The following is a 25058-nucleotide window of genomic DNA, read 5'->3' on the forward strand; positions in this document are numbered from 1 at the left end:
CCTGAAGGGAAAGTCCTTTCAGGATTTTTTTGCTTCTAAAAGAAAGGTTAAATTTTACTAGTAAGCATATTTAAAGGCCTTTGCTCGAGTACAATAGAAGGAAGAGAATAAGAGCCGAAGGAGGTTATGAGGAAGGTGAACATTCGCATACGCGGCTATTCGCTTGACCGGATCTTTACCGTGAAAAGCCTTGCAGCCTTGCTGATCGCTTTTATGCTGACGCCTTTGCTGCTAACGGTACACGCGATGCTTCAGGAGAGGTATTCCCAGGCTGTCATCGAGGATCGTATATTCTCGCGGAACGGTTACCGGATTACGGGGCAGCAGCAGTCGGTGAAGCTGGATTTCCGGATTGATCCCGCCTATATTCCGAAGAAGCAAGGCGAGGTATTTCGGCTGCACAAGCTAATCTATAACCGCAATCATACGAAGATCTACCTGGAGACGGTTGCGTGGTACAACCCGCCCCGGAATTCGGACCATATTTATATCGAGTTGAAGTTTGATCCTACTTATCTATACGGCAAAGGCAGCTTTGTGACCGACGCTGTCTTTAATAACGATCATTCCTTCAGCAACGTGTTGTTTATGCCGGACTATTATGCCGATAACGGCATCAAGCTTCCGATTAACGACGGGAACGGCAGAAACACCGCCTTTATTCCCGTGGAACAGCTTGCAGATCTTGACGGCGGGTTAACGCTGAGATTTGAAGGATTTAACCTGGTGAAATACGAGCGAGAGTAGGCTGTATTATACTGCATTTCATATATTCTACCAGCAGAACTTGTGATGAGTATGGAAGGAGAGAGTCGAATGATCATCCAACGGTTAGAGCTGTATACGCATAAAGTACCGGAGCAAAAAAGCTTTTATACCGGCTTGCTGGGCATGCCATTAATAGAGGAAGAAGATGACTCCTTCACCGTAATGGCCGGGCATACGCGATTAACATTTAAACAGGCTAATGAGAGCTATGTCTATCATTTTGCCTTTAATATCGAAGAAAACAAGCTGGAATCGGCGGTTCGCTTTGTGCGTGAACGAACCCGGACGCTTAGCGACGGGCAGGATGAGATTTTTCGCTTTGAGGATTGGAATGCCCATGCCTGTTATTTTTACGATGCAGCGGGCAATATCGTTGAATTTATTGCAAGGCATAACCTTGCGAGCGAAGCGGGGGGACCGTTCACCATCCATGATGTGACTGGCATCAGCGAGTTGGGCATGCCGGTAGAAGACGTGCCGGAGGTTGTTCGGTATTGCCGGGAGGAGCTGGGCCTTGACCCGTGGCGCGGGAACGGCACAAACTTCCAACCAGTTGGAGATGAGCATGGCCTGTTTATCGCAGCCTCGCTGGATCGGTCCTGGTTCCCTACGCAGACTCAAGCGGAGGTTGCTCCTTTTATCATCACGATAGCGGGATCGCAAGAATGGAGATCCGTTATTCCCGGCTATCCCTACGAGATCATCATCACGAGCTCTGCCGAATAATACCCGCCCTGTTCCCGGAACAGGGCTTTTTCATGCCCGCTCCCCTCATTGAAATTGCTTCTTGTATTCGCTTGGCGGAATGCCTACGGTGCTGCGGAATATCCTGCTGAAGTAGAGCGGATTGTCATAGCCAACTACGGATGCGACCTCCTTCACATGAAGCGAAGACTCCGACAGCAGCTTTTTTGCTTCGTTTATCCGAATCTCGGTAATATACTTCATCGGCGTCATGCCGGTCACTTCCTTGAACTTATGAATAAACCGGAATACGCTCAAGGAGCATTCGCCCGCCAGTTCGGAGATGCTTAAGGAATCGCTGTATTTTTCATGGATAAAAGCAATCATCTGATTAATGTCGGGATGCCGTCCCTGCGCTCCGGGTTCTTCCGCCGTTTGCAGCCTTCTGCCAAGAAGAGTCAGCATCTCCAGCAGATAGGCGTTAACCATATGACTGCCGAGCGGCCGGTGGCTGTTCAGCTCCTGAATGATTTTTTTGAACAAAGCGGTTACTTCGTCTATCATGCCGACCGTATGAACGGGCTGCTTCAAGAGGCCGAATTGCTGCAGGTAATCATAAGCACTGTACCCGGTAAAATGAATCCAATAGACCTCCGTGCCGTCCTCGGCTTGATAGCTGTAATGCTGCGGCTGTCCCGGCGTATAGACGACCAGACTTCCGCTTGGAACCTCGATCGTCTCGTTAAGAAAGCGAAAGCGCCCTTTGCCGCCCGTTATATAGATCAGTTGAAAATCTATCCGCCCATGCTCGCGATTGCGTGTCAGGCTTCTTGTCAGGAGCCTTTGGTAGCCGCACCAGTTGACGGCCAGAAATTGCTCTTTATCCTCAATACCGCGCTCCTGCCAGCTGTGGGCATCACCGGATATACTGATCACAAGCTCACGCTCCCGGAACAACAATTTTGTGTATGTTTACAGCAATTTGATTCATTCTATATTCCCTATTATAGCTCTATAATCTAGGTGAATCGCAATACAGGGAATGCGAAAGGGGAAAGCGGATGAACAAGGGGCGTATCATTAACCATATAAATCTGAATTGGAAATTTCATAGAGGCGATGAGCCTCGTGCCTGGTATAAAGGCTTGGACGATTCCAATTGGCGTCAGGTTACTCTTCCTCATGACTGGTCGGTCGAAGAGCCGTTCTCGGAGGAGCATTCCAGCGGAACAGGCTATCTGCCGGGCGGGATCGGCTGGTACAGAAAAGCGATAACTCTCCCTTCGAATCTTCAAGGCAAGCGCGTCTACATCACTTTTGAAGGCGTTTACAACAATTCGCAAGTATGGTGCAACAGTTATTATATCGGAAAACGGCCTTACGGTTATAGTTCTTTTACTTATGATATAACGGATTTCGTCTCGTTTGGAGACCGGGAAACGATCATTTCGGTAAAGGTTGACCATAAGGATATCGCGGATTCCAGATGGTTTACCGGATCGGGCATTTACAGGGATGTATTCGTGACGGTTACCGATCAGGTTCATATCGATACGTATGGCGTGTTCGTGACAACGCCCGTCGTATCGAAAGAGCAGGCCGAGGTATCGGTTAATGTGAAAGTGGCGAACGGTTCTGCCAAGGATGAGCTGGTAGAAATAAAGAACACTCTACTGGACCAAACGGGGCAAGTGGTGCAGACGGTGCATGGCAGTATGTCCGTGCCGGGCGACTCCGCGAAAGAAACGGAACAGACGTTGATTGTTGCAGGGCCAAAGCTCTGGTCGCCGGACAGCCCTTATCTTTATACGGTAAGAACGGAGATTCTGCGGGACGGCGAGCTTATTGATCATGTCGAGACGCCGGCCGGTATCCGCTGGTTCGAATTTAATGCGGCGAACGGCTTTTTCCTTAACGGCGAGAATATGAAAATGAAAGGCGTATGCGTGCATCACGACGCAGGCGCTTTGGGTGCTGCCGTTCCGGCCAAAGTCTGGGTCCGCCGGCTTGAAGCGCTGAAGGAATTGGGCTGCAACGCGATCCGGATGAGCCATAATCCGCCGGCTTCCAATCTGCTGGATTTATGCGATCAAATGGGCTTCCTTGTTATCGACGAGGCGTTTGACGAATGGGAAGGCGTAAAGAACAAATGGTCGACGGGTCATAACGTGTATCCGCCGAAGCATTTCGGCTATTACGAGGATTTCCCGCAATGGGGCGAGATCGACCTGAAGGAAATGGTGCTGCGCGACCGCAACCATCCGTCGATCATCATGTGGAGTATCGGCAATGAAGTGGATTATCCGAATGACCCGTATTGCCATCCTTATTTCGAGACGATGACCGGCAACAACGATGCCAACAAGCCGGCGGCGGAGCGTCAATACGATCCGAATAAGCCCAATGCGGAGCGTCTGGCGGTTATCGCCAGAAAGCTGGCGAAGGCGGTTAAGGAATGCGATGCGACAAGGCCGGTAACGGCTGCGCTTGCTTTCCCGGAGCTGTCCAACCTGACCGGTTATGCGGAAGCGCTCGACATTGTCGGCTACAACTACAAGGAGCATCTGTACGAGGAGGATCTCCGGAAATTCCCGGACAGAGTCACCTACGGCAGCGAAAACGGCTCGAGCCTGCAGGCTTGGCTGGCGGTTCGGGATAACGATGCGATCAGCGGGCAATTCATCTGGACCGGCATCGATTATTTGGGCGAGGCCAAAGGCTGGCCGGTGCGCGTAGCCGGAGCCGGATTTATGGACACGGCGGGCTTCAAGAAAACAAGCTATTATTACCGCCAAAGCTTGTGGAGCGACAAGCCGGTTGTTTTCCTTGCCGCAATCAAGGCGGAGGATTCCGAGAAGGGCTCGAGAAGATGGACCGGCGGCGTGCCGCATTGGAACTGGGAAGCGGGCGACCAGCTTAAGGTCAGCTGCCATACGAACTGCGAAGAGGTGGAGCTGTTCCTGAACGGCCGGTCGCTTGGCGTCAGGAAGATGGCGGATGCGCCGGAGCTGTATCTGACTTGGGAGACGGCTTATGAAGAAGGAACATTGGAAGCGGTGGCGAAAGGGAAAGACGGCGAGGCGTATTCTTGCGTCCTTCATACAGTAGCCGAAGCTGCTCAGCTGCAGCTGCATGCGGATGCTGCCGAGCTTCAGGCAGACGGGCTGGATATTGCGCATATCGAAATTCAGATTACGGATGGCGAGGGGCGTCCCGTGTATCTGGCCGAGCATCCGATTGCTCTGACGATAGAAGGTCCGGGCGAAATTATCGGGATGGAAAACGGCGATATTCAAGACCTGGAGCCGTTCAGCTCGCGGGAACGCAAAGCCCATCGCGGCAAGCTTCTCGCTTACGTAAGAGCAACCACCGAAGCCGGGGACATTGTTGTCGCGGCAGCGGCGGAGGGACTCCATTCCTCCAAGGTAACGATCAAAGCAATCGACGTCACGGAAGCCGTAAACGCGTAAGCGGGCAAGATCACCTGCAATTTATATCCCGGGAGGCTACTCAATAACATGAACGCTTTTAACGGATTAGGTATGGGACTTGGCAATTTGGCGAGAGTTTCGAATGCGGTATCGAGATCGATTTCTCCGGAGAACTTTACGGGCGAGAAGGGCAAAGGCGCCATGGCTTCGGAAGGCACGGGCGCTCATGCGGCCCGGGACCTTGGCGTTGGCTGGAAGGTATCCCCTTCGGTCAGCATCGCGGGCCATCAGGAGTTTACGATGGGGGTTATCGACGGGCCGGGTGTCATCCAAAATATTTGGCTGACCTGCTCGCATCAGGTTGTAAGATCGTTAATCTTCAAGATTTATTGGGATGAGGAAGAGGAGCCTTCCGTGTACGTGCCGGTCGGGGATTTCTTCTGCAACGGCTGGGGCGAACGCGCGCTTGTGAACTCGCTGCCGATCTCGGTTAATCCGGCGGGCGGCTTTAACAGCTATTGGGAAATGCCTTTCCGTAAAAAGGCGCGGATCGTCATGCAGAACCTGTCGCATGAATCGACGGTTCTGTATTATCAGATCAACTACACGCTGACGGACGTTCCTGACGATATGGCCTATTTCCATGCCCAGTGGCGCCGCAGCAATCCGGTTCCGTACAAGGATGTCCATACGATTGTTGACGGCATTAAAGGTAAAGGGCATTACGTCGGCACCTATCTCGCCTGGCAGGTGAACAGCAACAACTGGTGGGGAGAGGGAGAGGTCAAGTTCTACATGGACGGCGACAAGGACTATCCGACGATCTGCAGCACAGGGACGGAGGATTACTTCGGCGGTGCCTGGAACTGGGATATGAACGGGCAGTATGTGACGTATTCCACGCCATTCCTCGGGATGCATCAGGCGATTAAGGCCGACGGCTTGTACAAGGCGAATCAGCGCTTTGGCATGTACCGGTTCCATGTGATGGATCCGATTCGCTTCGAGGATGATCTGAAGGTGACGATTCAGGCGCTCGGCTGGCGTTCGCATGGGCGTTATCTGCCGCTGCAGGACGACATTGCATCCGTCGCGTACTGGTATCAGCTGGAGCCGCATACGGCTCATCCGCCAATGCCGGGAATGGATGATCTCGAAATTATTTAGGACGTAAAATAGCAGGCCGGCCTCAAGTCATCGGACTTGAAGGCCAACCTTTTTTTTGAAAAATATAGGATTTAGATTATTCAATAACCGCTGCCAATGCCTTGATAATAATACCCGAGTCTGCGCATCCGCTTAGCGTCCAACATATTGCGTCCGTCAAAAATGTTCGGTTGCCCGAGAAGCTTTTTCGCTTTCTTCCAATCGAGCTGTCCGAATTCGGACCATTCCGTGCATAGTATAATCGCATCCGCGCCTCTTAAGGCTTCTTCGGCTGAGGAACAGATCTTCACCGCCTTGTAGGAAGGATGACCCGGCAAAGCCGCAATGGGATCATACAACTGCACGCCCGCTTGCTCGAGTAGCAATTGATCGAGGATCCGTAAAGCCGGCGCTTCCCGAATATCGTCCGTATCCGGCTTGAATGCCAGCCCCAGTACCGTAACCGTTTTGTCTGCAAAGCCACTGAGGCGCGACCGCGCCTTGTCGAGCAAATAAGCGTACTGGGCGCGGTTAACTTCTGTGACTCCCTCCAAGATTCGAAGATTTACATGATGCTTTCTCGAAGTCGCAACGAGTTCCGAGACGTCTTTAGGAAAACAGGAGCCTCCGTATCCCAGTCCGGCTTGCAGGAAGCTTGGTCCGATCCGGGGATCAAGGCCCATTCCCTCGGCAATTTCCTTTACGTTGACCTCCAGCTCGTCACAAAGTCTAGCAAGCTCGTTCATATACGATATTTTAGTTGCGAGAAACGAATTGGATGCATACTTGATAAGCTCTGCGGTTCTTGGCGTCGTTACAACCCAAGGGCACGCAAAAGAATAATACAGCTTCTTAAGCTGTTCCGTTGCCCGCTGGCTATCGGTACCGATCACGATACGGTCGGGCCGCAAAGCGTCTTCGACGGCCTTGCCTTCCCTCAGAAATTCGGGATTGGAAGCGACGTCGAAGGGATAGGCCGTTTGCTGCGCTGCTTCTATCCACTTCTTGATCTGCTCTTGCGTTCCGACGGGCACGGTGCTTTTGGTGACAACAAGTTTATAGCCTGTCATCAAACGCCCGATATCCTCGGCGGCTTGACCAACATAGCGCAGGTCTGCGCTTCCGTCCGGAAGCGATGGCGTTCCGACGCAAAGGAAAATAACGTCATGCTCTTTAATAGCGGCTTGTTTATCCGTCGTAAACCGCAAACGGCCGCTTTGCACATGCTTGGCAATCAGGCCTTCAAGGCCGGGCTCGTGAAAATGCAGTTGTCCCTTCTTTAGCCTTTCGATTTTGCCCGCATCGATATCAAGTCCGGTTACCTGCCAGCCGATCTCGGAAAAAACCATTGCGGTCGTGGCTCCAACATAGCCCGTACCAATAATCAGAATTTTCAAGGCTCCTTCACCTCTTTATCAATCATTCCCCCGGCGACAATGGAATGTTCACCAATGATGACATTTTTAATAGGAAACGGGAGATCTTTCATATGAACCCCATTCAGAATAATGCTGCTCTCGATTTGGCAATTTTCCAGCGTGGAGCCCGCTCCCACCGAAACGTAAGGGCCAATCCGGCAATCCTTCAGCACGCAGTCCTTATCGATCGATACCGGCTCTACGATTGTGCAGCGCTCCATCTGGACGGAGTCGTGAACCCGTTTCTGCAGGGCATTGGCTTCCAGCAGTTTGCGATTGGCCAGCAGCCATCGTTCCTTCGTACCCACGTCGATGTTCAATTGGTCGGTCACACGGTAAGCGACGTCGTAACGCTGCTCGATCAACCACTGAATCGCATCCGTTATTTCGTACTCGCCGCGCTTAGAGGGTGTGATTTTGTTCACGGCGCGAAAGATCTCCTTCGTAAAAGCGTAACCCCCTATAACCGCTAAATTCGACTTCGGGTGTACCGGTTTCTCTTCCAGACCTATGATTCGCGAATCCCGGATCTCCGCGATGCCGTAATCCTTCGGGTCCGCAACTTCCGCGAGCAATAAGGACGCTTGTACACCGCCATGCTCGACATCGTACTTCAGATCGAATAACGGAGCGGAAATCAAATTATCTCCCAGAAGAAGCAGGAACGGTTCGCCGGATAAATAATATTCCGCATTTTTTAGCGCGTTCGCGATTCCTTTGGGTGCATGCTGATAAATGTACGTAATCGAAATGCCAAACGCCTCTCCCTCGCCGAATTGCCCGCGAATGTCGGCCTCTTGGGATGGATGGATGACGATGCCGATACGATCTATTCCAAGCTCCATTAACTTCATGATTGATAATTGCAACAGGGGCGTATTTGTGACGGGTATAAGCGTCTTCGGCCGATTTTTGGTAAACGGATATAAACGGCTTCCTTTCCCCGCACAGAGAATCAATCCCTTCAACAGCTTCTCACCTCTTTCTATCAACTTCTACTATTCTATTAAAAAGGCTTACACTTGGTATGGGCGTATACTGTACGCGGTATAAAGTAGGTGGCTGATAATAGTGAAAGCGCCGTGCCCTGCACAGAAGTCCATTCATATCCTACAAGGAATGCCTATGGGAAGATTGGACCTAAGGAGTTGAGAGACATTTGAGAATTGCTCAAATATCGACGAATACGATTCCTGTGCCTCCGAAGGATTACGGGGGTACGCAGCGCGACGTGCATTATTTAACGGAAGAGTTGGTCAACCGGGGGCATGAAGTGTTTCTGTTTGCGAAGAAAGGATCAACCTCGAATGCGACCCAAACGTTCGAATACGAGTCGGATGATCCGAAAAAGCAGCTGGACTTTATTATTAAAAACCTCCCGCCTGACGTAGATATCATACACGATCACTACGGCATCGTTGCGAAAGCAAATCCGCCTATTCCGACTATAAGCAACTCCCATTCCAAAGGATTCAAGGGGGACGTACAGCTTCGGGTATACGTCAGCAAATTCATTCTCCGCAAATACGGGAAACGAAAGGGTTATGCCGTCCATAACGGCATCCGCATGGAGGATTACACCTACAAGAAAGACAAACAAAATTATTTGCTCTTCTTAGGAAGATTAATCGAGGAAAAAGGCGTCCATCTCGCCATTAAGGTTGCCAAAAAAACAGGCATGCGGCTCATCATTGCCGGCACGCTGAACGACAAAGCTTATTTCAATGCAAAAATTAAACCCCATCTGGGCAGCAAAATCAGTTATATCGGCCCCGTTGGCGGAGACCGCAAACGCGAGCTGCTCGCCAACGCAAGCTGCGTCCTGTTCACGTCGACTTGGGATGAACCCTTCGGACTGGTCCTCATCGAATCGCTGGCCAGCGGCACGCCCGTGCTAGGCTTTAAGAAAGGCGGCGTTGCCGAGGTGCTCAAAGGAATGCCTCAGCTCTTATGCAAAACAACATCCGAAATGGCCATGAAGGTTAAATACCGCAAGACAAGGCTGCCCAAGGCCAGCGAATGCAGACGTTACGCCAGAAGCCGCTACTCCGATCTAATCATGACGGACCGATTCTTAAGTTTGTATCAGAAAATCATCGATGAAAAATTGTACAAAATCAAAAAAAATACATTATGGAACCGACGCGAAGCCAAGCTGCTGGCTGCGCCGAATGGAGATGATAAGTAGATGATCACCGTAATCGCTTGTACGATGAGATCCGAATTCATCGATAATGTATTCGAGAATTACGATCGGCAGGTTTGGAAGGACAAACAAATGATTATCGTCTTGAATAACGACAAGATGGATATCGAGCTTTACCAGGAGAGGGCAAGCCAATATCCGGAGAACGAAGTTAGAGTGATCCAGCTCCCTCAGGAATATAAGCTCGGCAAATGTTTGAACTACGCCATTAATATGGCCGAGGGCGGCATCATCGCCAAATTTGACGATGACGATTACTACGGGCCCAAATTTTTGCGGGAAGCCGCGCGTGCCATCAAGAGCGGCAAGGCGTCTATTGTAGGCAAGCATACCTCCTATATTTATTTTGAGGCCTATCGTTCACTGATGGTTTTCCGCAGGGGCGGAGAAAAGAAGTATTCGCGCAGCATCAAGGGCGGCACGCTGGTCTTTCGGAAGTCGGTCTGGAAGCGCGTCCCCTTTCCCGAATTCAAAAAGGTCGGCTCGGATTCCGGCTGGGTTGGGCGGTGCATACGCAGAGGCTTTCGCGTGTATTCCTTGTCGAAGCGGCATTACGTCTGTATTAGGAGAAGGGATTACAAAAGCCACACGCAAAAGAAAAGCACGCGTCTCTACATGTCGCATTGCAAGTTTGTTCTCAGAACGAAGCATTACAGACGTTATGTGAATTAGGGATGGTTAGGCGAAGAAGCCTGCAGGATTATCGGCTTGGCAGGAGCGCGCCTGATAGCGGCGGTACAATAAGTAGACGGATTCCGTCTGCTTTTTTTGTGCTCAAACACCGTCTTATCCCATAAGAGGGTCAGCTGCCGATCTCGGCGGCGAGACGTTAGACGGATACCGGTTACCATCCTACGAATTCGGATTCATACTGTTCAAATAACCTCCGCAGCGCTTCCGGGCTGCGATCCGAGGCAGCATGAATGGCCTCGATCAGCTCGCTGATCCGGACCGTCATGATTAGAAGGTAACGCGCGGACTCAGCCTTTGGATTCCAGTACGTATGGGCGGCTCCCCGAGACACCATAACAGCGTCGCCTGCTTTCGCCTCTACCGTCTTGTCGTCAATCCGGAAGGCAAGAGCTCCCTCCAGTACATACCATGCTTCATCATCCCCGTGATGAATGTGCAACGGAGCGATTTTCATTGGCTCCGCTCCTTCAGTAACGCCCTCTGCCGTCCACTCGGCGATAACCAGATTGCCTCCTGTTGTTGACAGTAAATGTCCCGCTAATGGGAACGCGGTTACGTTTTTCATATGGTTTGCCCCTTTCGAAGATCACGCGGCGACACGCCCCGCAGCTGGCGGAACAGCTTCGAGAAGCTGTTAATGCTGCTGCAGCCGATCTCGGCAGCGATGTCCGTGACGCTCATTGATGTGTTTTTCAGCAAGTATTCCGCTCTATTAATGCGGTTTAGATTCATGTATTGCACAAAGGTCTGCCCCGTAATCTTCTTGAACATACGGCAGAAATGATACGGACTCATATGGACAAACGAGGCTGCTTGCTCGACGGTTACGCGCTCGGCGACGTCGGATTCCAGGCGGGTGAGCAGCTCCTTCAAGCGGTCGGTTCTCGCGCGGAACGCGTTCATCTCGGAATCGCTGTGCTGCATGACGGTAAATTCCCGGCTAAGCCAGGTGAAAAGCAGCTGGCAGTAGGAGCGGACCGCAAGCTCATAGCCGCGGGGTTTCCGTTCGAACTCTCCGGCTAACTGCAGCGTTGTTTGCTTCAGCAGCGGATACATCGGGTCCGTCTGCCCGATCCGGTTCGCAATCATGGACATGCCGTTCGTATACGGAGCGACCAGATCGACAATATGCGGTTCTTTCAGGCCTAGTATAGACGGATTAAACACAAGCGCGTATATCGTAAAAGGCTCGTTCGGATTAAGCGAGGATGCCGAATGGAGCTCGCCGCTGTTGACGAACAGCAGGTCGCCCGGTTTGGCCTTGAACGGCTGGCCGCCGATGGTATAGAGAACCTCGCCGCTTTCGACGTAGATGAGCTCGAAATGCTCATGCCAGTGGAGGGGCAGGGAGCATCCGATTCCAAAGGTTGGATGAAATACGTTAATCGGCAGAGCCGGATCGGTCATAAGAGTATTCTCATATAAATCACTTCGCATAGGCACTGCCTCCGGCCAACAGATTAGCAAGATCGGGATAATAAACAACAAGAAGCATTAAGACATTAATCCGCGAACGTTCTATATTGGTTAATATTATCACAGAGAGAAGCTCCAGTGGTTATCGATTGTTGGAGCAAAAACGGGTTAAACAGGCCGGGAGGTACGGGCAGCTATGGCTCACATCAAAAAAGACAGATCTATCTCTTTATACGCGCTAGCGTGGCCAATCGCTATCGAGTTGATTTTACAATTTCTAATGGGAACCGTGGATTCCTTGATGGTCAGCCGCCTAGGGGATAATGCGGTGTCGGCGGTAGGCGTATCCAATCAGGTGATGCGTTCCCTGCTTACGATTTTTGTGCTTATTAACGGCGGGGCAGGGATCGTAATCGCGCGCAGATGGGGAGCGGGTGACCCGACTACGGCAAGGCGAGCCGCGGCTATGGCGATTAAAGTCGGGCTCCTTGGCGGGGTCCTGGTTAGTCTGCTGTTCGCTTTTGGCTCGGGTACCATTGTCCGTTTAATGGGGACACCTGCCGAAGTGGTGCCGCAGGCGACCACTTATATGTCCTTTATCGGCGGCTGCTCTCTCTTGACGGAGCTTAATATGATGCTGACCGTGATGATCCGGAACACCGGCAATACGCGCGGGCCGATGATGATTGCAATCGGAATGAACGTGGTTCACGTGCTGCTGAACTATGTATTAATTTTTGGCGAGTTAGGCTTCCCGCAGATGGGGATCGAGGGGATTGGCATCTCGACGATCATCAGCCGTTTGCTTGCGTGCGCTGTGGGGGTATGGCTCTTGCTTCGCTCATTCCCAAGCCCGTTTCAGCGGAGCGACTGGCGCGGTTTTGACCGTCCGCTGCTTAAGGAGATGATTGGCATCGGTCTTCCGAACCTGGGAAATGCGGCGTCCTGGGGGTATTCGCAGATTGTCACGCTGGCGATAGTGTCATCCATGGGGACGGCGCAGCTGGCTGCCTTCTCCTACTTCAACATTATTCAGCAGCTGCCCTGGCTGATCGGCAATTCGATCGGCATGGCGGTCCAGATTCAGTGCGGTCAGCTGTACGGCGGGAAAAGGTATGACGAGGTCTATAGGGCTCCGTACCGCGCTGCCATGATAGGAATGGTGCCAACCTTTGCGCTGGCCGTGCTGCTGTACGCTTTTGGACATACGGCAATCGGCTGGTTTACATCGGACCAAGAGATAACCGGAATCCTGCTGCCCTTGTTTTTCTGGTGCATGATCTGGCAGCCCATGCGGACATGGACGTATTCCTTCATCCAGTCCTTAACGGCGATTGGCGAAGCCAAGTTTGTCGCCATGAGCAGCATGCTTGGCATGTGGATCTTCGCAACAGGCGGGGCTTATGTGTTTGGCGTAGTGTTCCATATGGGCATTATGGGGGCATTGGTTGGCCTGCTCCTAGATGAACTGTTCCGCGCCATCCTAGTCGGCACGCGCTGGATCCGCCGCCGCAAGCTGCCGCGGCAGCAGGGGGGGACTGCATCCGCGGTGCAGAAGGTTGGAATAAACTAGATGAAGGAAGCCACTCTTGCGGGAGTGGCTTTTTTGCTTCTAAGTAGACCCCTTAGGCGGATTTCGCTGTATGAAATCCAGCCTACGATAGGATATGCAGAAAAACTGGTGCACTGCTTTGGATGGAATCCAATCTGGTAACTTCAAACATAAAGGAATAGGGTCTGCTAGACTTGAATTATATGGTCTATTCGACGGAAATGAGGAAGCGGATTTGTGCCGGTATATCATTCGAAAGCGCTATGGAGTTCTCAATCTATTCAACCAAAGAGATACCTGCCGGTCAGATTACTATTGAAGATCAGAAGGCTGCTCGTTATGCCGATCAATTCGATGTCGGATATGACGGGAACGGCTTGTCCTAGAATAGGAGGCTCTCACTTGTCTTTGTTCTATGATTTCCCGGAAAATCACGGCTTGTCTACGCAGGCGTTGATTGATTTGTTCGCCCGGATCGAGCAGAGGGGTCTGCGGGTCAACAGCTTTATGCTGCTGCAGGACGGAAAAATAACGGCAGAGTATTGGCGCGAGCCTTACCGGAAGGACACGCCTCAGCTGCTGTATTCCTTAAGCAAAAGCATTACGTCGATTGCCGTGGGCATCGCCTGGGATCAAGGCCTGCTTGATCTCGATGATCCCGTCATCTCGTTTTTCCCGGATAAGCTGCCCGATATCGGATCTCCTAATCTGGCTCGAATGACTATTCGCCATCTGCTCTCCATGACCGCGGGCCATGATTTTAATCTATATTCCGCCGTTGCGGCCGAAAAGGATTGGGTGGCAGCGTTCCTTGCTCAGGAAGTAGCGCTGGAGCCGGGAACTCATTATTTGTACAGCACGCATTCGACTTATATGCTGTCGGCCATAATAGAGCGGGTGACCGGGCAGTCGCTTGTCGACTTCCTGATGCCAACCTTGTTCGAGCCTCTCTGTATACCAAAACCGGCCTGGGAGACTTGTCCTCTTGGCATTACGGCCGGGGGGATGGGGCTAAGCTTGACGACGGAGAGTGTTGCTAAGTTTGGCCAAATGCTCTTGAATAGAGGAGTTTACGAGAATAAAAGAATCGTCTCGGAGCGATATTTGAGACTTGCTACAACCGAGCAAAGCGATAACCGCATAGCCAATGCGGGGAAAATCGACTCCATGCAAGGCTACGGCTATCAGTTCCATCTGTGCCGCCGCTGCTGTTACCGGGGGGACGGGTCTTTTGGCCAAATGTGCTTGGTAGCTCCTGAGCAGAAGCTGGTCATTGCGATGACGGCAGGCTTCAGCAGCATGCGCGAGCTGCAGGTTACGCTGGACCTTATCTACGAGTATATCTTTGACTGTTTGGAAAAGAAGAAGCTGTCAGTGTCAGCATCCGCATCGAACCTGTTTCGGCAGCGGCTCTACAGCATATCCCGGCTTTACATTCCGGCCGCAATGCCGATTCCAGACGATGCTATCCGTCTGGCAAACCGAAGATATAGTCTATCTGATAACTCGCATGGGCTTCAGGAGCTCGCTTTCGTCGATGGAAGCAATGGGCAACCGATGGAGCTTCAGCTGATTTACAAAGACAGCAAGCGGAACGCGAGGCTTCCGTATACTTTTGCCGAGCCGGTCTATTCGAAATCCGTCTTTACGAAAGATCTCGCCGACCACGAGCAGACGGTTGTCACCTATGCCGCATGGGAGAATGGCCGCCGATTAAAGCTCACGCTCTACTATGTCGAAACGCCGTATATCGTCATGTACACGCTGGATTTCCAAGGCGACAGCTCGATTGAACTGCGGTTCAACATCAATGTCTCGTTAACGATCCCTGACTTCAAAGCCCAAGGCGTACGAAATACGCATTCAAACCCGATATCCGGTTGACACCCAAAATCTCCGTATTATATAGTAAAAGCAAGGTTTAGCACTCCAACATAGAGAGTGCTAACGTAATCTCACAATATTGGAAGGAGAACATCACACGAATGGAAAAGCAACAGTTCAAAGCGGAATCGAAACGGCTGCTGGAGATGATGATCAACTCCATTTATACGCAGCGCGAAATTTTCTTGAGAGAGCTTATCTCGAATGCCAGCGACGCGATTGATAAAATCTACTACAAAGCACTGACGGACGACCAACTGGTATTCAACAAAGAGAGCTATTACATAAAGGTAACGGTGGATAAGGATAACCGTAAGCTGATCCTCTCGGATACGGGTATCGGCATGACGCAAGAGGAGCTTGAAAACAATCTTGGCGTTATTGCGAAGAGCGGCTCGCTTGCGTTCAAGAAAGAGAACGAAGCGAAGGACGGCCACAACATTATCGGCCAATTCGGCGTAGGCTTCTACTCCGCGTTTATGGTGGCGGACAAGGTTGAGGTCATCAGCCGCGCGCTTGGCTCGGACGAAGCGTTCAAGTGGGAGTCGGAAGGCGCTGACGGCTACTCGATTACGACTGCGGACAAAGCCGGCGTAGGCACGGATATCATCATGACGATCAAGCCGAACACCGAGGACGACAATTACGACGAGTTCCTCGAAGAATACCGCCTGAGATCGATCATTAAGAAGTACTCGGACTTTATCCGTTACCCGATCAAGATGGATGTGAAGGGCCAGCGTCCAAAAGCGGACACCGAAGGCGAGTTCGAGGAATACCAAGAGGAACAAACCATCAACAGCATGGTTCCGATCTGGCGCAAAAACAAAAATGAGCTGACGCAGGAAGACTACGACAACTTCTACTTCGAGAAGCGTTACGGCTTCGACAAGCCGCTGAAGCATCTTCATATAAGCGCTGACGGCGCGGTAGTCTACAACGCGATTCTGTTTATCCCGGAAAATACGCCATTTGACTACTACACGAAGGAATTCGAAAAAGGCCTGGAGCTTTACTCGAACGGCGTCCTTATTATGGACAAATGCGCGGACCTTCTCCCGGACTATTTCAGCTTCGTGAAAGGAATGGTCGACTCCGAGGATCTGTCGCTGAACATTTCCCGTGAGCTGCTGCAGCATGACCGTCAATTGCAGCTGATCGCGAAGAACATCAAGAACAAAATCAAAAGCACGCTGCAAAGCCTGCTTAAAGAAGAACGCGAGAAGTACGAAGGTTTCTACAAGGCGTTTGGCCGTCAGTTGAAGTTTGGCGTGTACAACGATTACGGCGCGAACAAGGATACCTTGCAGGATCTGCTTCTGTTCTACTCTTCGAAGGAGAAGAAGCAGGTTACGCTGGAGGAATACGTATCCCGCATGCCGGAAGACCAGAAGTTCATCTACTACGCGTCAGGCGAGTCGATCGAACGTCTGGAGAAGCTGCCTCAGGCCGAGATCGTAACGGACAAAGGGTATGAGCTGCTCTACTTCACCGACGATATCGATGAGTTCGCGATCAAGATGATTGGCACGTACAAAGACAAGTCGTTCAAAAACGTGTCCAGCGGCGATCTTGGCATCGAAGCGGACGAAGCGGAAAAGGAAACCGAAGAAGAAGCTAACGACAACAAGGATCTGTTCGCGGCGATGCAAGAGGTTCTTGGCGACAACGTAACGGGCGTAAAAGCTTCGAAGCGTCTCAAATCCCATCCTGTCTGCCTGTCTTCCGAGGGCGAAGTGACGATTGAGATGGAGAAGGTGCTGAAGGCGATGCCTAACGGTCAGGACGTGAAGGCCAGCAAGGTGCTGGAAATCAACGTAAACCATGACGTGTTCAAGGCGCTGAAGGATGCTTACGCAACCGATAAAACAAAGCTGAGCCTCTATACCAGCCTGTTGTTCAACCAAGCTCTTCTGATCGAAGGCTTAACGGTACAGGATCCGGTTCAGTTCACGAACGATATTTGCAAAATCATGCTGTAATCGTCTGTCTCGGCAGATAACAAACAGCAGACGAAGCCGGCCCCGCAAGGGGACCGGCTTTTTTGCCTTCCGTTCTACCATCAACCTGCGATGCATATGCTTGTATCACTATGGTAGCGTTTTCGTGAAACCGCGCGTCGGAATCTATCAATAACGCTAGCAAGCTACTTTTCGAAAAGGAGATGGTTAGCCCATGATTTACGCTGAGCCGGGTAAGCAGGATTCGAAGATTACGTTCAAGAAACGGTACGATAACTACATAGGGGGCCGCTGGACGCCGCCAACGCAAGGCCAATATTTCGAGAATGTTTCTCCCGTGAACAACGCGGCCTTCTGCGAAGTAGCCCGTTCCACATCGGAGGATATTGAGCTTGCGCTGGACGCGGCGCATGCGGCAAAAGCCGCTTGGGGACGGACCTCCGCGGCGGAGCGCGCGAATATCCTGAACCGGATTGCCGACCGGATTGAGAGCAATCTGGAGACGCTCGCCGTTGCCGAGACCTGGGATAACGGCAAGCCGATCCGCGAATGTCTGGCAGCCGATCTGCCGCTGGCGATTGATCATTTCCGGTATTTCGCCGGCTGCATCCGCGCGCAGGAGGGCTCGCTCAGCCAGCTCGACAACGACACGGTTGCTTACCATTATCACGAGCCGCTTGGCGTCGTTGGCCAGATTATCCCTTGGAACTTCCCGCTGCTGATGGCGACGTGGAAGCTTGCTCCGGCGCTGGCTGCGGGCAACTGCGTCGTCCTGAAGCCCGCGGAGCAGACGCCGGCTTCGATCTGCGTGCTGATGGAGTTGATCGAGGATTTGCTGCCTGCCGGCGTTGTTAACATCGTTAACGGCTTTGGGCTGGAAGCGGGTAAACCACTTGCCTCAAGCAGCCGGATCGCGAAGATTGCCTTCACGGGCGAGACCACAACCGGGCGCCTCATCATGCAGTACGCCTCGCAAAATCTCATTCCGGTAACGCTCGAGCTTGGCGGCAAGTCGCCAAACATCTTCTTCGAGGATATTATGGCGAAGGATGATGCGTTGTTCGACAAGGCGCTGGAAGGCTTTACGCTGTTTGCGCTGAACCAGGGGGAAGTATGTACCTGTCCGTCCCGCGCGTTGATTCAGGAGTCGATCTACGACAGCTTTATGGAGAAGGCGCTGCGGCGTGTCGCATCCATCAAGCAGGGTAATCCGCTCGACACGGATACGATGATCGGGGCGCAGGTATCCACCGAGCAAATGGAGAAAATCTTAAGTTACATCGACATCGGCCGCCAGGAAGGCGCCGAATGCCTGATTGGCGGGGGCCGCGCGGCTATCGAAGGCGATATTTCGCAAGGCTACTATATTCAGCCGACCGTGCTGCGCGGCAATAACGGCATGCGGATTTTCCAAGAGGAGATCTTTGGGCCGGTAGTTGCCGTTGCCACCTTCAGCACGCCGGAAGAAGCGCTGGCGATTGCCAACGATACACTGTACGGTCTTGGCGCCGGCGTCTGGACGCGGGACATCAACGCGGCGTTCCGGATGGGACGTCAGATCGAAGCGGGCCGCGTCTGGACGAACTGCTACCATGCTTATCCGGCTCATGCGGCGTTTGGCGGCTACAAAATGTCCGGCGTTGGCCGCGAGAACCACAAGATGATGCTGTCGCACTACCAGCAGACGAAGAACCTGCTCGTCAGCTACAGCCCCGATGCATTAGGCCTCTTCTGATATGGCCGCGGAATCCGTGCTTAAGGTGCTTGCCACGGAAAGCGCGCTTGAGCTGATCGGACGGCTTCGGGCTAAGCATGGCGACGTTATGTTCCATCAATCTGGCGGATGCTGCGACGGCAGCTCCCCGATGTGCTTTCCGCTTGGCGAATTCCTGATCGGCGATCAGGATGTGCGGCTTGGCGAGATTGGCGGCGCGCCGTTTTATATGACCAAGGCGCAATACGACTATTGGAAAAACACGCAGCTGATCATCGACGTTGTTCCCGGGCGTGGCGGATGTTCTCGCTGGAAGGACCGGAGGGGCTGAGATTCCTGACGAGATCGCGCGTCTTTACCGCCGAGGAGCTGCGAAGCTTAGGGTTGCTGTAAAATGAAAAACGGTCACCGCTGAGCCCTGCATCAGGCATCGCGGAGACCGTTTTTTTGAACGATTAGTTCTCGAGTTCCTCGTCTTCTTCGTCTTCTCCGTACGAGCCGACGCGGTATTCGTCGGTCTTCTCGCCGTCTTCCCAAATCTCGACGAACAGCGCATCGCTGTTCTCGAAGTCCTCCGGGTTCAGCGACTGCACCTTTTCCTGGTCATCGCCGACGTATACATTTTCCATTCCGTCTTCCGTGAACGAGACAACGACGTAAATTTTCATGATTGCTGGCCCTCCAATGCAATTCTTTATTGAAGCAGTATACCATAAAAGGCTTATCCCGCACCTGCCTTCCCCATGAGATTATTGCCATAATTTGAATCATCCCCGGAAAAATGGGTAATAGTAGTGGAAGAGTTAGGAACGGGGGGATTGAAGGTGAAGTTTACGCCCGAGCAGCGGATTACGCTGCATGGTTTTAACAATTTGACGAAGTCGCTCAGCTTCAATATGTACGATATCTGTTACACGAAGACGAAGGAAGAACGCGAGGCCTACATCGAATACATCGACGAGCAGTACAATTCCGACCGGCTGACGAAAATATTGAAGCAGGTTGCCGACATCATCGGCGCGCATGTCTTGAACATTGCCAAGCAGGATTACGTACCGCAAGGCGCCAGCGTTACGATTCTGGTCTCGGAAGGGCCAATCGTGGAGGTGCCGACCGAATCGACGTTTGACGAGTCGCCGGGTCCGCTCCCGGACAATGTGGTACTGCAGCTGGACAAGAGCCATATTACCGTTCATACGTATCCCGAATATCATCCGAGCGAAGGGATCAGCACGTTCCGCGCCGATATCGACGTGGCAACCTGCGGGGAGATTTCGCCGCTTAAGGCGCTAAATTATTTGATTCATTCGTTTGATACGGACATTATGACGATCGATTACCGGGTTCGGGGCTTTACGAGGGATATTAACGGCAACAAGCTGTTTATCGACCACGATATCAACTCTATTCAGAATTACATTCCGGACGAGGTCATCGACCAGTACGATATGATTGACGTAAACGTCTATCAGGAAAATATTTTTCACACCAAGTGCAAGCTGCGGGAATTCGATCTCAATAACTACCTGTTCGGCTACACGAAAGACAAGCTGAGCATGGACGAGCAGAAGGAAATTACGGAACGGCTGACGGACGAGATGTACGAGATCTTTTACGGGAAAAATATTAAATGAGGTTACTGACCGGGGGATGAGGCATCTCCCGGTTTTTTGGCGCGTCCTGAGGGCCGGCTGTGGTATGATTAAGCAAATTCATGTTTATGGGGGAGAATCGTTTATGGCATTAGAGATCGAACGCAAATTTTTGCTGGCAGTACCTTACGAGCAGTTGGAGGGCCGAATTCAGGTACGCTCGGAGCAGCGGATCGAGCAGACTTATCTGGCGCTGGAGGCCGATCAGGAGCTGCGCGTTCGCCGGATTACGGATGTGGATAACGGAGAGGTTACATACACACATACGTTCAAGAAGGGATTTGGCATTAAGCGCGAGGAAGTGGAGTACGAGATTAACGAAGGGCTGTACGAGCAGGTCGTTAAGGCATTTGGCGCCGTTGCGCTGACGAAAAACCGGATTACGGCGGAATGGAACGGCGTCCAGATCGAGATCGATATTTACGACCAGATTCAGCTGACCGTCCTTGAGGTGGAGTTCGATTCTGAGGAAGCCGCTCATTCGTTCGAGGCACCGGAATGGTTCGGCCAAGACATCAGCAGCTCGAAGGAATACAGCAACAAGACTGTCTGGAAGCAGCTGCAGCAGAAGTAGGGGGCGGAAGTCATGCGAAAGCTTGTATTTTTCGTCGGCGGAGCGGGAGCGGGAAAAACAACGCTGGCCAAGGCGCTTGCCAAGAAGCGCGGCGCGGCGGTATTCGATATGGACACGATGCTGCGGCCGGCAGCCGTACAGATTATGACGGTAGCCGGGCTGGATCCGAACGACCGCGATTCGGAAGACTATAAGAAGCTGTGCCGCGATCTCGGCTACCGGATTACGATGGATGCCGCGCTCGAAAATGTCGGCGTTGGCACGGATGCTTTCGTCATTGGGCCGTTTACGAAGGAAATCAGCGATCCGTCCTGGATTGGTAAGGAGCTGGCTTTGGCCGGCGCTTCTCTCGACGATGTCGATGTGAAGGCGGTTGTGGTTTACTTGCAGGATGAAGATATGCATTACAGCCGGATCGAGGAGCGCGGGCTTGCGACGGATCAATATAAGCTGGTGCATTGGGATTCCTTCGCCCGCTCGCTTGGGCGCAGAACGCTTGCGTGGGAGCTGCCGGATTCGTCGGTTCTGTATTACGACAATTCGCGTCCTTTTGACGAAGCGGCTTTGGAGCGGTTGGAGGGGTTCGTGTATGGCGATGTTATTTGACCCGACGATCTTCGATAATTTGAAGGTCGCCCTGGAAAATCAACTGTATGATCTGGACAACCTGGATGAACGGATTCGGGTGGTGAACCGCGTGGACCGGCTGGATATGGCGGTGATGGGGCGCGAGTTCGCCCTGCAATTCGTATTGGCCGGCAGCGACCGGGAGAAGCGGATCATCGGCGAAATCCGGCTGGATACCTCGCTCCGCGACCTGGCGACGGAGCTGCTGGAGCTGCAGGAAGGCGAGCCGCCGGGCTGCAGCCTCCGTTTGCTGTTCCATCTGGCTCTGCCGGATGCGGAAACGCATTGCCTGCGAATCCAGACGGCCGTACGGGAACAATGGGGGGCGGAGGTCTCGCTCACCCAGACGCTTAGCTTCGTATACGGAAGCGAGAGCGGGGGCGGCACCGTGTATAAGAACGCTGTGGAGCTGCGTTTCAACCGCCGCATTGACGAGGAGCAAATGAATGATTTGCCCGAGCTGATCGAGCATATGCTGCTTACGCTTGAAGCGCTGGAGCAGCTTTAGAACAAGGCAAAATGATTACATAAGCATACTGGATGACAGAGTGGCCGGGGCATGATTCATGCTGGCCGCTTTTTTTGTGCCTGTCTTTAATTCTAATCTTAATTCTGCTGCAAAGCAGGACCGGTAGAGCCTCTTACGAGCAGCTTGGTGGAGAGCAGGGTCTCCGTCTTCGGCTGCTCCGAATCGTTAAGCCGGCTGATCAATTTCTCGACGGCGCAGCGCGCGTATAGATGAAGATCAACATCTACGGTTGTGATTGGCGGCGTAGCTAATCTGGACAAGTAACCGTTGTCAAAGCTAACGACGGAGACATCGTCCGGGACGCGCAGCCCCATCTGCTGCAAAGCCGAATTTACCATAAAGCCAAATCCGTCATTGACGCAGAACCAGGCGGTTGGAAGATCGGTTATTCCCTCCAGGAGCTTTCGGATTTCGCCGCTTTCCTCCTTCGCCGTAGTTACAAGCCACTCTTCCTTAAGCTCGATTCCAAGCTCGAAAGCAGCCAGCCGCATTCCCTCGAGCCTTTCGTAATAGCTTGGCGAGAAGCGGATATTCCCCATGTACCCTATTTTCATATGCCCTAAATTAGCTAAGTGACGGATGGCCTCGTATGCGCTGAACCGGTTGTTAGTAAGGATAGAGTCGACTGCGAGGTCCGGATGGTGATGGTCAATCAACACGGAAGGAATTCCGGTGTCGAGAACCGCTTGGATATAAGGCGTCGTTATATGAGACAAAATAAGGATGCCGTCAACCGCGCGTTGTTGAATAAAAGGCGGCAGCGTAAGGGAAGCGGCATCCTCCGGGCTGATGGATTGGATAATGAGTTCGATGCCTTTTTGTTTCAATTCTTTGTCGACGCTAAGATAAATATCGCCGAAGAAGCTTTTCATAGAGAAGGCGTAATTCGAAGCGATCAGGGCGATCGTACGCGGAGCCGAATACGGCGATGCCGGCTGGTCGACCCGCTTGCTGTATACATAACCCATGTCGTCCGCCGTCTGCATAATCAAGCGGCGCGTCTCATCGCTTACGCCCGGTTTGCCAGTGAGCGCTTGAGAAATGGAATTCTTGGACAAGCTTAGCTTGTCTGCGATATCCTGCATCGTAACTTTTCTGTTCACGAGGTTAACCTCCGTCGGGACTTTGATTTCGGCGCTGCGCTTATGCGCTGAACGCTAAAATAATGCTCGTTTTCTTTAATTGTTCCCGTTCCCCGGAAGTGTGTCAAGCCGCACTTCCGGTATTTGAAAAACGAATGAGGAACGGTTTGTTCATCATCTATTGTAACGTTACATAATAAATTAGTAAAGTGTTTAGTAATGTTATTTTGGAGGTGGTTATTACGATAATCACTTGACAGGAGAACTATGACCGCGCATAATAAGGGTCGTAAACGCTTCCAGTCACTTTGTGTCATGCGATACAACATGACGGAATTAATTTTGTCATTATAAAATCATGTCTTTTGGGAGGTCATTGTTCCATGAAGAAAAAAGCACCGGTTCTGCTTACCACTATCGTGGCGCTTGGAATGCTGAGTGCCTGCTCGACAGGCCAAGGCGGCCAGAATCAGACGGGAAACAGCTCGTCCAATGCGGGCAAGGTTACGACTATCGAGTTTTGGGCGGCTCCAAACCCGACCCAGCAGGCTTATTGGCAGGAGCTTGCCAAGGCTTACGAAGCAACGAACGACAAGGTGAAGATCAACGTCAGCGCCATCAAGGAATCGCCGACATCCGAAGCCAGCATTCAATCGGCTATCGCGGCGAAGAGCGCGCCAACGATCTCCGAGAACATTAACCGCGGCTTCGCTGCTCAGCTGTCCAACAGTAAGGCGCTGGTACCGCTAGATACGCTGGAAGGCTATAACGATATTATTCAAGGACGCAATATGACCAAAACGATCGAGCCATGGAAGTTCGCGGACGGCCATCAGTACGTGCTGCCGATCTACTCCAACCCGATGCTGTTCGGTTGGCGCCTCGATGTTCTGAAGGAGCTTGGCTATAACGAGCCGCCTAAGACTTACAGCGAAGTTCTTGAAGTGACGAAGAAGCTAAAGGCGAAATACGGAGACAAGAAATTCCTGTGGGCAAAACCGGATCTCGCGGATCCTACGGCCTGGAAGCGCTGGTTCGACTTCTACATGCTGTATGACGCGGCTTCGAACGGCAACAAGTTCATCGAAGGCGATCAATTTACCGGAGACGAGAAAGCCGGAACCGAAGTGCTTACCTTTGTTGACAACCTGCGCAAGGAGAACGGTCTTCTTTCCCGTCAGGTGACGGATCCGTTCGAGAACGGAACGGGCATCTTTACCGACGTTGGACCATGGACCTTCACAACCTGGGCAGAAAAATATCCGGAGCTGAAGTTTAACGAAACGTACGCGCTGAGCATGCCGCCTGTACCGGACGACGTTGATCCGGCGCAAAGCAAAACGTTCGCCGATACGAAGGGACTTGTCATCTACGCTTCCGCAACGAAAGAACAGCAGCAGGCAGCCCTTGATTTCATCAAATGGGTGTACAGTGACGCGAAGAACGACGCCAAATGGTTCGAGCAGACAAATCTGCCGCCGGCGCGCGACGACCTGTCGACAAACGAATCGTTTAAGGCGATTCTGGACGCGAAACCACAGCTGAAGCCATACGCGGATAACGTTCCGAATGCCGTGCCGCCGATGGACAACGCCAAATACAACGACCTGCAGACGATTATCGGCGAGCAGGCATTCAATAAAGTCGTCAAAGGCGAAATCGCTCCAACGGAGGGCTGGGCGGCGATGAAGTCCGCTTTGGAAAAAGCCTTGAAGTAAGGG

At 52.2% G+C, this 25058-nt stretch carries 23 protein-coding genes and 1 pseudogene; 17 read left to right on the plus strand and 7 right to left on the minus strand.

Annotation, left to right across the window (positions count from 1 at the left end; genetic code table 11):
* The first annotated feature begins 135 nt into the window (after window positions 1–135).
* Together WFJ73_RS24645 and WFJ73_RS24650 are read left to right on the plus strand one after the other, a co-directional pair.
* Window positions 136–747, plus strand: coding sequence for a hypothetical protein (locus WFJ73_RS24645; protein ID WP_336775602.1), 612 nt, complete (start codon window positions 136–138; stop codon window positions 745–747).
* Between the two features lie 69 nt (window positions 748–816).
* A complete protein-coding gene (locus tag WFJ73_RS24650; RefSeq protein WP_336775603.1) occupies window positions 817–1494 on the plus strand; it encodes a VOC family protein in 678 nt (225 codons plus the stop codon).
* A 45-nt stretch (window positions 1495–1539) separates the two neighbouring features.
* On the opposite strand, the gene WFJ73_RS24655 is transcribed toward WFJ73_RS24650, so the two are convergent.
* The gene (locus WFJ73_RS24655) at window positions 1540–2388 is read right to left on the minus strand and encodes a helix-turn-helix domain-containing protein (RefSeq protein WP_336775604.1); all 849 of its coding nucleotides are present in this window, start codon (window positions 2386–2388) and stop codon (window positions 1540–1542) included.
* Window positions 2389–2513: 125 nt separating this feature from the next.
* On the opposite strand from WFJ73_RS24655, the gene WFJ73_RS24660 reads away from it, so the two are divergent.
* Both WFJ73_RS24660 and WFJ73_RS24665 read left to right on the plus strand, forming a co-directional pair.
* Window positions 2514–4922, plus strand: a complete 2409-nt coding sequence (locus WFJ73_RS24660) for a glycoside hydrolase family 2 TIM barrel-domain containing protein (protein WP_336775605.1) — start codon at window positions 2514–2516, stop codon at window positions 4920–4922.
* A gap of 48 nt (window positions 4923–4970) precedes the next feature.
* Window positions 4971–6050, plus strand: coding sequence for a glycoside hydrolase family 172 protein (locus WFJ73_RS24665; protein WP_336775606.1), 1080 nt, complete (start codon window positions 4971–4973; stop codon window positions 6048–6050).
* 80 nt (window positions 6051–6130) lie between these two features.
* Here WFJ73_RS24665 and WFJ73_RS24670 read toward each other — a convergent pair whose 3' ends face one another.
* Together WFJ73_RS24670 and WFJ73_RS24675 are read right to left on the minus strand one after the other, a co-directional pair.
* The gene (locus WFJ73_RS24670; protein WP_336775607.1) at window positions 6131–7426 is read right to left on the minus strand and encodes a UDP-glucose dehydrogenase family protein; all 1296 of its coding nucleotides are present in this window, start codon (window positions 7424–7426) and stop codon (window positions 6131–6133) included.
* Window positions 7423–8415 carry a sugar phosphate nucleotidyltransferase gene (locus tag WFJ73_RS24675; protein WP_336775608.1) on the minus strand — a complete coding sequence of 331 codons (993 nt, stop codon included), beginning with the start codon at window positions 8413–8415 and terminating at the stop codon, window positions 7423–7425. Before WFJ73_RS24675 ends, WFJ73_RS24670 begins: the two co-directional genes overlap by 4 nt.
* Window positions 8416–8606: 191 nt before the next feature.
* Here WFJ73_RS24675 and WFJ73_RS24680 point away from each other — a divergent pair, with 191 nt between their 5' ends.
* Window positions 8607–9635, plus strand: a complete 1029-nt coding sequence (locus WFJ73_RS24680) for a glycosyltransferase family 4 protein (protein ID WP_336775609.1) — start codon at window positions 8607–8609, stop codon at window positions 9633–9635.
* A complete protein-coding gene (locus WFJ73_RS24685; protein WP_336775610.1) occupies window positions 9636–10325 on the plus strand; it encodes a glycosyltransferase family 2 protein in 690 nt (229 codons plus the stop codon).
* Between the two features lie 172 nt (window positions 10326–10497).
* Here WFJ73_RS24685 and WFJ73_RS24690 read toward each other — a convergent pair whose 3' ends face one another.
* Together WFJ73_RS24690 and WFJ73_RS24695 are read right to left on the minus strand one after the other, a co-directional pair.
* Window positions 10498–10911, minus strand: coding sequence for a cupin domain-containing protein (locus WFJ73_RS24690; RefSeq protein ID WP_336775611.1), 414 nt, complete (start codon window positions 10909–10911; stop codon window positions 10498–10500).
* Window positions 10908–11783, minus strand: a complete 876-nt coding sequence (locus tag WFJ73_RS24695) for an AraC family transcriptional regulator (protein ID WP_336775612.1) — start codon at window positions 11781–11783, stop codon at window positions 10908–10910. The genes WFJ73_RS24690 and WFJ73_RS24695 overlap by 4 nt, the downstream gene beginning before the upstream one ends.
* Before the next feature lie 175 nt (window positions 11784–11958).
* Here WFJ73_RS24695 and WFJ73_RS24700 point away from each other — a divergent pair, with 175 nt between their 5' ends.
* From WFJ73_RS24700 to WFJ73_RS24725, 6 genes and pseudogenes are all read left to right on the plus strand, one after another.
* Window positions 11959–13335, plus strand: coding sequence for an MATE family efflux transporter (locus tag WFJ73_RS24700; protein ID WP_336775613.1), 1377 nt, complete (start codon window positions 11959–11961; stop codon window positions 13333–13335).
* Between the two features lie 173 nt (window positions 13336–13508).
* Complete coding sequence (locus tag WFJ73_RS24705; protein ID WP_336775614.1) at window positions 13509–13700, plus strand: hypothetical protein; 192 nt, start codon at window positions 13509–13511, stop codon at window positions 13698–13700.
* 16 nt (window positions 13701–13716) lie between these two features.
* The gene (locus tag WFJ73_RS24710; protein ID WP_336775615.1) at window positions 13717–15198 is read left to right on the plus strand and encodes a serine hydrolase domain-containing protein; all 1482 of its coding nucleotides are present in this window, start codon (window positions 13717–13719) and stop codon (window positions 15196–15198) included.
* A gap of 101 nt (window positions 15199–15299) precedes the next feature.
* Window positions 15300–17180 carry a molecular chaperone HtpG gene (gene htpG / locus WFJ73_RS24715; protein ID WP_336775616.1) on the plus strand — a complete coding sequence of 627 codons (1881 nt, stop codon included), beginning with the start codon at window positions 15300–15302 and terminating at the stop codon, window positions 17178–17180.
* A gap of 193 nt (window positions 17181–17373) precedes the next feature.
* Window positions 17374–18894 carry an aldehyde dehydrogenase gene (gene adh / locus WFJ73_RS24720; protein WP_336775617.1) on the plus strand — a complete coding sequence of 507 codons (1521 nt, stop codon included), beginning with the start codon at window positions 17374–17376 and terminating at the stop codon, window positions 18892–18894.
* A gap of 1 nt (window position 18895) precedes the next feature.
* A pseudogene (locus WFJ73_RS24725) lies at window positions 18896–19266 on the plus strand (DUF779 domain-containing protein).
* A 62-nt stretch (window positions 19267–19328) separates the two neighbouring features.
* Here the strand turns inward: WFJ73_RS24725 and WFJ73_RS24730 are convergent.
* A complete protein-coding gene (locus WFJ73_RS24730; RefSeq protein ID WP_336775618.1) occupies window positions 19329–19541 on the minus strand; it encodes a hypothetical protein in 213 nt (70 codons plus the stop codon).
* 156 nt (window positions 19542–19697) lie between these two features.
* On the opposite strand from WFJ73_RS24730, the gene speD reads away from it, so the two are divergent.
* The 4 genes from speD to WFJ73_RS24750 all read left to right on the plus strand — a co-directional run bounded on the left by speD (window position 19698) and on the right by WFJ73_RS24750 (window position 22234).
* A complete protein-coding gene (speD, locus tag WFJ73_RS24735) occupies window positions 19698–20507 on the plus strand; it encodes an adenosylmethionine decarboxylase (RefSeq protein WP_015846969.1) in 810 nt (269 codons plus the stop codon).
* A 103-nt stretch (window positions 20508–20610) separates the two neighbouring features.
* The gene (locus tag WFJ73_RS24740; protein ID WP_336775619.1) at window positions 20611–21099 is read left to right on the plus strand and encodes a CYTH domain-containing protein; all 489 of its coding nucleotides are present in this window, start codon (window positions 20611–20613) and stop codon (window positions 21097–21099) included.
* A 12-nt stretch (window positions 21100–21111) separates the two neighbouring features.
* Entirely contained in the window at window positions 21112–21705 is a 594-nt protein-coding gene (locus WFJ73_RS24745) for an AAA family ATPase (RefSeq protein ID WP_336775620.1), read from the plus strand.
* Window positions 21689–22234, plus strand: a complete 546-nt coding sequence (locus WFJ73_RS24750; protein ID WP_336775621.1) for a hypothetical protein — start codon at window positions 21689–21691, stop codon at window positions 22232–22234. The genes WFJ73_RS24745 and WFJ73_RS24750 overlap by 17 nt, the downstream gene beginning before the upstream one ends.
* A 98-nt stretch (window positions 22235–22332) precedes the next feature.
* On the opposite strand, the gene WFJ73_RS24755 is transcribed toward WFJ73_RS24750, so the two are convergent.
* A complete protein-coding gene (locus WFJ73_RS24755) occupies window positions 22333–23358 on the minus strand; it encodes a LacI family DNA-binding transcriptional regulator (RefSeq protein WP_336775622.1) in 1026 nt (341 codons plus the stop codon).
* A gap of 362 nt (window positions 23359–23720) precedes the next feature.
* On the opposite strand from WFJ73_RS24755, the gene WFJ73_RS24760 reads away from it, so the two are divergent.
* Window positions 23721–25055 carry an ABC transporter substrate-binding protein gene (locus WFJ73_RS24760; RefSeq protein WP_336775623.1) on the plus strand — a complete coding sequence of 445 codons (1335 nt, stop codon included), beginning with the start codon at window positions 23721–23723 and terminating at the stop codon, window positions 25053–25055.
* Window positions 25056–25058: the final 3 nt, after the last annotated feature.

The organism is Paenibacillus sp. MMO-58 (genome assembly GCF_037146255.1).
Classification (GTDB): Bacteria; Bacillota; Bacilli; order Paenibacillales; family Paenibacillaceae; genus Pristimantibacillus.